Origin of the sequence: Pseudoduganella guangdongensis (genome assembly GCF_009857475.1) — a bacterium.
Classification (GTDB): domain Bacteria; phylum Pseudomonadota; class Gammaproteobacteria; order Burkholderiales; family Burkholderiaceae_D; genus Rugamonas; species Rugamonas guangdongensis.
In genome coordinates this window covers 1-255 of sequence record NZ_WWCJ01000085.1, presented here as the reverse complement: position 1 = coordinate 255, position 255 = coordinate 1, and the positions used below count along the sequence as shown (strand labels likewise).

The following is a 255-nucleotide window of genomic DNA, read 5'->3' as shown; positions in this document are numbered from 1 at the left end:
CACTCCTTCGTAAAATCGTCCACGATGTTCAAGCACCGCAACCGCCGGCCATCGACAAAGCCATCCGACACAAAGTCCATCGACCAGCTTTGATTCGCGCGCGTAGCCAACACTCTGACGGTGCGTTGGACCCCGGCGATGCGTTTGCGCTTCCTGCGCCGAACCATCAGGCCTGCCGCGTGGTACACGCGGTAGGTACGCTTCCAATTGAGCGTCCATCCTTCTCGGCGCAGCAGCACATGCAGGCGACGGTAG

General features: G+C 60.4%; 1 pseudogene. It reads right to left on the bottom strand.

Annotation, left to right across the window (positions count from 1 at the left end):
* Positions 1-255 (bottom strand): annotated as a pseudogene (locus GTP41_RS27595) (IS3 family transposase); the annotation flags it as partial.